Origin of the sequence: Acinetobacter sp. YH12137, from assembly GCF_013418535.1 — a bacterium.
In the GTDB taxonomy this organism is placed as follows: Bacteria; Pseudomonadota; Gammaproteobacteria; order Pseudomonadales; family Moraxellaceae; genus Acinetobacter.
In genome coordinates, this window is the sequence record NZ_VPBW01000066.1 from 1 (window position 1) to 5,719 (window position 5,719).

Genomic DNA, 5,719 nt, shown 5'->3' on the forward strand with positions numbered 1-5,719 from the left:
AGAGGAATAGCTACTCGATATGACAAGCTCAAAAGAAATTATCAAAGTTCTGTTGCCTTAGCCTGTATATTTTTATGGCTACCGTTATAGGGTTAATTATGAACAGTAAGTGTCAACAGACCCTATTTTAAGCTTCCTGATCTTGTCCAATGAATTCATTTATTTCCTCTATCTCTTTTGTCCATATCCCATTTTCACAACATAAAACTGCATAAAAGTAGCAAAACCGTCTTCAGTATTCAGTTTTAATAAAAATGATATAAAAGATCGAGATGGGAGCATTTGCCATGAAAACGCCGGTACCGGATTACTTGAATCATGTGCTTTCTGCTTGCCATGATAATAAAAAAGGCGCGCTGGCAGATTACATTCCTGAACTTGCTGCGGTTGATCCTGACAAGCTCGGACTTGCACTATCGACAGTAGATGGAACCATCTATTCTGCCGGGGATGATGACGTTGAATTTACCATGCAGTCTCTTTCCAAGCCTTTTGCCTATGCGCTAGCAATCAAGGAACTAGGGCTAAAACAGGTACTGGAAAAAGTGGGTGTAGAACCTTCGGGAGAGGCCTTTAACCAGATTTCGTTAGAAAAAGAACGCAATATTCCCAAAAACCCGATGATTAATTCTGGTGCGATTACCACTCATTCTCTGATTCCTGCCAAGAAAACAGTATCACGTGCTGAACAGTTACGCCGTTTTTTAAGTGGACTGGCTGGACGTGAATTGTCCTTTGATGAGCAGGTGTATAACTCTGAGATTAAAACGGCTTTTCGGAATATGTCGATTGGCTACATGTTACGTACTGTTGGGGTGCTGGACGAAGATCCTAAAGAAATCGTGCATGGCTATATCAAGCAGTGTGCGATTAAGGTCACCGTCAAAGATCTAGCCGTGATCACCAGTATATTGGCCAATGGTGGTGTGCATCCCAAGACGGGTAAGCGCATGCTGGATCGGGCCTTAGTCCGGCAATTGCTCAGTGTCATGCTGACCTGCGGTATGTACGATGCTGCTGGGGACTGGCTGACCACAGTGGGTATTCCTGCCAAGAGCGGCGTGGCAGGTGGCATTATTGGAGTGCTGCCAGGGCAAGTTGGGATTGCGGTATTTTCTCCGAAAATTGATGAGCATGGTAATAGTGTGCGTGGGGTCAGAATCTTTGAAAATCTGTCGCACGATATGGGACTGCATCTCATGGAAGGTACGCCGTCAGCACAGACCATTTTGCAAAGTCGTTACACAGTGGGGAAAAAGAATAACGTCGTGGTTTATGAACTGCGTGGCGTATTGCAGTTTACCGAGTCTGAAATGCTGCTACGCATTTTGCAGGATGAACCTGAAGGTAAAAGTACCATTATCCTCGATTTGACTAATCTCACTTTGATGCATGATGTCGGTGCCCGAATGCTGTTTGAAGGTGTAGATCGTTTAAAACAGGATGGACATAAAGTACTAGTCGTAGATTCAGAAGGTTTGCTGGATAAGGACCAGTTGAAGGGTAGAAAAAGGGTGGTGGTGACGGAGGAGTTGGAGAAGTTTTTGGAAAAGTATAAATAACCTCTCCCTTGCGCAGCAGTGCTGCTCATCACTTGCGCTGTACTTTAAAAGCAGTGCTTTAAAGTTTGCTCAGGAGAGGGAACATCCATTTTTAAATTAAAAAGTATCTTTTAATTGTTTAATTCGGTCTTTTGTAAGGTTGGTATTGCAGGACAGATTTACTAATTGAGAACCACCACCTTGATATTGTGAAGCTAGATACCCCACAAGTTCATCACAATGATGATTCTTATATGTGAGCCAGTATATCTGAGAGTGTTCTAGTATTATTTTCCCTTGGTTGTCTAAAGATTTATAAATTTTTTGATAAGTCTGATTGAGCTCAGTTTTTGCAGCTTTTAACTGTTTCTCATAACATTCAATGCTCTCATAGACGTTTGCTGTATTACATGCAGCAAATGAAATGCTAGATAAGCCGAATAGCATAGAAAGTAAAGTTAGTTTTCTCATCATAGTTTTCTTGAAATTATTAGTGATTAAATTATAGAAAAAATTAAATATAAAACATACAAAAAAGCCCCGATCAATATCGAGGCTTTTTTACATCGTATAATCTTATTTAATATGCTCAGCAATATCAGTAAAGATCACACCTAAACCATGTGCGCCAGCATCTGGATAACCCAGACTACGATCACCTACAGTCCCGGCACGGCCCATACGCGCTACGATCTCTTTAGTTGATTCCGCACCTTGAACTGCTGCTTGAGCACCTAGAGAAAAGTTTTCTTTAAAGGTCTTGTCAGTATTCGCTGACCAAGAATCTGCACATGGAACTAGAGCATCAATCAGGGTTTTGTCACCAACCACGGCACCACGACCAAATGAACGCTCACCAGTCGTTTGAATGCCTTTTACCGCTGCTTGCAGCATTTCGGCAAAATCCGCCACGGTTAATGTAGTTTTACCTTTAATGGCTTTACTTGCCGCGCGGAAAGCAGAACCCCAGATTGGACCTGAGGCACCGCCACAATGTTCCATGATAATCATAGAACAGTTCAGCAGGAAGTCATCCATCTGTTCAGCCTGAACCAGTTCATGCCACTGATGTTTCAGCTGTTTAAAACCTTTGGCCACACTCATTCCGAAGTCGCCATCACCTGCATGAGCATCTAACTCACAGAAAGGTACTTCATTTTTAATGATGCAGGCACTCATCACATCGACAATATAACGCATGTTTTCAATGGTGAATTGTTCATTGGCAATCACAGCATGTTCAGGATGTATTTTAACATCTGTATTTACTGTGCGTACAGCAGCTTCGTCTTTGGCTGCAAACTCAAATGGCAGTGCAGGTGAACCATCCATTTTAAATGCGGGAGTATTGGCTTCCGCATCCAGATAAGTTTTTAGTTCGTCATCCACTGCCAACAAGGAAACCGATGCACCTGCCATGTCGATACTGGTCATGTAGTTGCCGACAAAAGTACGGTAAATTTTGATGCCTTTGCTTGCCAGATGTTCACATACATCATTATTGAACACATACAGTTCTTGCAGTGGCGTTGTACCAAACCCATTAACCAGCACAGCCACTTCAGTCAGGTTTGGACGATCCAGAAACAAGTCATCAACAATACGTTGTGCCAGTTCTTTAGACGGCAGGATTTTTTCACGACGGATGCCCGGTTCACCGTGGATGCCGACGCCGTATTCCATTTCATCATCAGCTAAAGTGAACGTTGGTGTGCCTTTGGCGGGGGCGGTACAAGAGGTATAGGCAAAACCAAGGCTAATCACATTGTCCGCAGCTTTTTGTGCAAGTTCTTTAACACGTGCCAGCTCATAACCTTTAGATGCAGCAGCACCGGCAATTTTATGGACGAAGACCGTACCGGCAACGCCACGACGGCCAACTGTATATAGACTGTCTTTTAGTGCAATGTCATCAGCGACTTTCACGTAATCAACTTTAATACCATCTTCTGTGGCTAAAGCTGCACCATTCTGGAAATTCATCATATCGCCAGAATAGTTTTTGATGATCATCAAGACGCCTTTGTCAGTCGCGACTTGCTGTAAGGCTTTATAGACCTGAATTTGTGAAGGTGAGGCAAACACGTCACCACATATGGCAGCATCCAGCATGCCTTGACCGACAAAGCCGGCATGGGCTGGTTCATGACCGCTACCACCACCACTGATCAGGGCGACATTTTGGTGTTTTTCTTTTCGGGAAATGATTTTATAAGATTCATTAAATGCCAGTTCTGGATGTGCCAGGACAAAGCCTTTGCACATTTCAACAACGATGTTTTCAGCACCATTCATGAGTTTCTTCATTGGAACACCAATAGTCATTGATTTGGGAGATAAATTTATTGGTCTATTATTCATGAAAGTGATGATTTTTGCAGACTTAAAAGTGTAAAAACGAATTGTTTGGGATTGATGGGCTAAAAAAGGGGCGCATATTTGATAAATTAAAGCCCTCCCAACCTCCCTTTTTCTAAGGAAGGAGCTGTCACGTAATTTATTTGTTTACATGGAGTCCCTCTCTTTGTTCTTGCGCCATATATGGCTCAGGGTTAGGGGAGATTCCAAAAAAAGAGAACAAAAATGAGACTCTATAATAAAAACTTAAAACAAGCCTCACGTGACCTACGTAACAACCTGACCGATGCTGAAAAGTTATTATGGTCACGACTTCGGAATAAGCAAATTTTAGGTTTGCAGTTTTATAGACAGAAGCCAATTTTAAATTACATCGTGGATTTTTACTGTCCCGCTGCTAATTTGATTATTGAGTATGATGGCAGCCAGCACTTTACGGATGAAGGATTGGAAGCAGATCGAATTCGAGATGAAGCTTTGGCTCAATTTGGGTTGAAAGTATTGAGGTTTGATAATGGGCAGGTGATGGGGCGGATTGATGATGTAGCAAATGTAATTTATAAATATTGTTTGAATGAGCTTTCTAAAGAATCCCCCTAAATCCCCCTTTTGCAAAGAGGGACTTCAAACGAATTTGATGGCGGTTATGAAATCATGTAGTTTCTCCCTTTTTCAAAGGGAGGTTAAGAGGGATTACATTTTACCTTCATACATTTTTTTAGCTTCAACTACTTTGTCTAATTTTCTATGAATTAAGGACACAGTTGATAAAATATCTAAAGCATCTTGTTCATCTATATTCCATGTGATTTTATGGGCATGAGCTGTAGTATTTCTAAATGTTCCAAATATCCCTTTAAGTAAATGCATAAAACCGTTTTGTTCACTCTGATGACTTGGTGTAGCTAAACTATTTAAGGCTAAATAAGGAACTTTATTTTTATATGCAAAAGCTTGATCTACTAATTCAGAACCATCACTTGTTAGTTTTGTTTTGATTCTAATTTTCTCAGCAATACTTTTAGTGGCTTCAAAAACCGCATGAAAATAATTATCTACAAGTAGTTCTGCTCTACAGAAGGCTAAAACATCAGGATGTATTTTTCTATCTAATAAAGTTTTTCTTAAATTTTGTGCTCGTGCTTCAGCTTCATCAAAAGTTTGAACTTTGTCTGCTTGCTTGAGTTCGCCACTTTCATTGAGTTCAAAACCTTCAAATGACAATACATAATTCAATTCAGTTCGTATATTTTCAAACCATTCTTTTCTATGGATATGTCGTGAAGGACGCATAACATACTTAATAAAAGCTAAGACATTATTGGAACAGCGATCTTCAGTTTGTTTTGAGTATAGAGCATCATATAAGCGTTTCCATTTTGTTGAATTTAATTGAAGATCTTTGATATTACATTCAGCCAGATACTTGGTAATTTCTGTTCCTGAAAGCCCATTATTAGTTTCACCTAAAGTTTTACAGATGCTTTCTAAGCTTCCAAGATCTAAACTTTTTATTATTGCCATTTGTCAATCTTAAATTTTTCATGGATTTAAGCATTCTAAATATTCATTTTATTTATAGCAATTTAATCCCTCCCAACCTCCCTTTAAAAAGGGAGGAGCTGTCATGTAATTAAATTAATACGTGAAATTCCCCTCTTTGAAAAAGAGGGGTTAGGGGAGATTTAAAAAAACGCAGATTCAAATCCCAAGTGCAACACATTTGTAGTTAGTTGAAAAAGTTAGGTGTATTCATAGAATCATTAGACTTTTTCAACTCGCAATTGGAAAGCACACAATGAAGAAATACACCCAACTTT

5 protein-coding genes and 1 pseudogene are annotated in these 5,719 nt (G+C 40.1%); 3 read left to right on the forward strand and 3 right to left on the reverse strand.

Annotated elements, in window-relative coordinates; all coding sequences use genetic code 11:
* Both FTU72_RS15810 and FTU72_RS15815 read left to right on the forward strand, forming a co-directional pair.
* A pseudogene (locus FTU72_RS15810) lies at positions 1-90 on the forward strand (IS5/IS1182 family transposase); the annotation flags it as partial.
* 197 nt (positions 91-287) lie between these two features.
* Positions 288-1,562 (forward strand): glutaminase, encoded by a 1,275-nt coding sequence (locus tag FTU72_RS15815; RefSeq protein ID WP_180053103.1) that lies wholly within the window; start codon positions 288-290, stop codon positions 1,560-1,562.
* A 96-nt stretch (positions 1,563-1,658) separates the two neighbouring features.
* Here the strand turns inward: FTU72_RS15815 and FTU72_RS15820 are convergent, their stop codons facing one another.
* Both FTU72_RS15820 and dhaK read right to left on the reverse strand, forming a co-directional pair.
* Entirely contained in the window at positions 1,659-2,012 is a 354-nt protein-coding gene (locus FTU72_RS15820) for a lysozyme inhibitor LprI family protein (protein WP_180053104.1), read from the reverse strand.
* Between the two features lie 105 nt (positions 2,013-2,117).
* Positions 2,118-3,848, reverse strand: coding sequence for a dihydroxyacetone kinase subunit DhaK (gene dhaK / locus FTU72_RS15825; protein ID WP_180053105.1), 1,731 nt, complete (start codon positions 3,846-3,848; stop codon positions 2,118-2,120).
* Between the two features lie 276 nt (positions 3,849-4,124).
* Here dhaK and FTU72_RS15830 point away from each other — a divergent pair, with 276 nt between their 5' ends.
* On the forward strand, positions 4,125-4,499 hold the full coding sequence (locus FTU72_RS15830; protein ID WP_180053106.1) for an endonuclease domain-containing protein: 375 nt from the start codon (positions 4,125-4,127) through the stop codon (positions 4,497-4,499).
* 93 nt (positions 4,500-4,592) lie between these two features.
* Here FTU72_RS15830 and FTU72_RS15835 read toward each other — a convergent pair whose 3' ends face one another.
* Positions 4,593-5,423 carry a TIGR02391 family protein gene (locus FTU72_RS15835; RefSeq protein ID WP_180053107.1) on the reverse strand — a complete coding sequence of 277 codons (831 nt, stop codon included), beginning with the start codon at positions 5,421-5,423 and terminating at the stop codon, positions 4,593-4,595.
* Positions 5,424-5,719 lie beyond the last annotated feature (296 nt).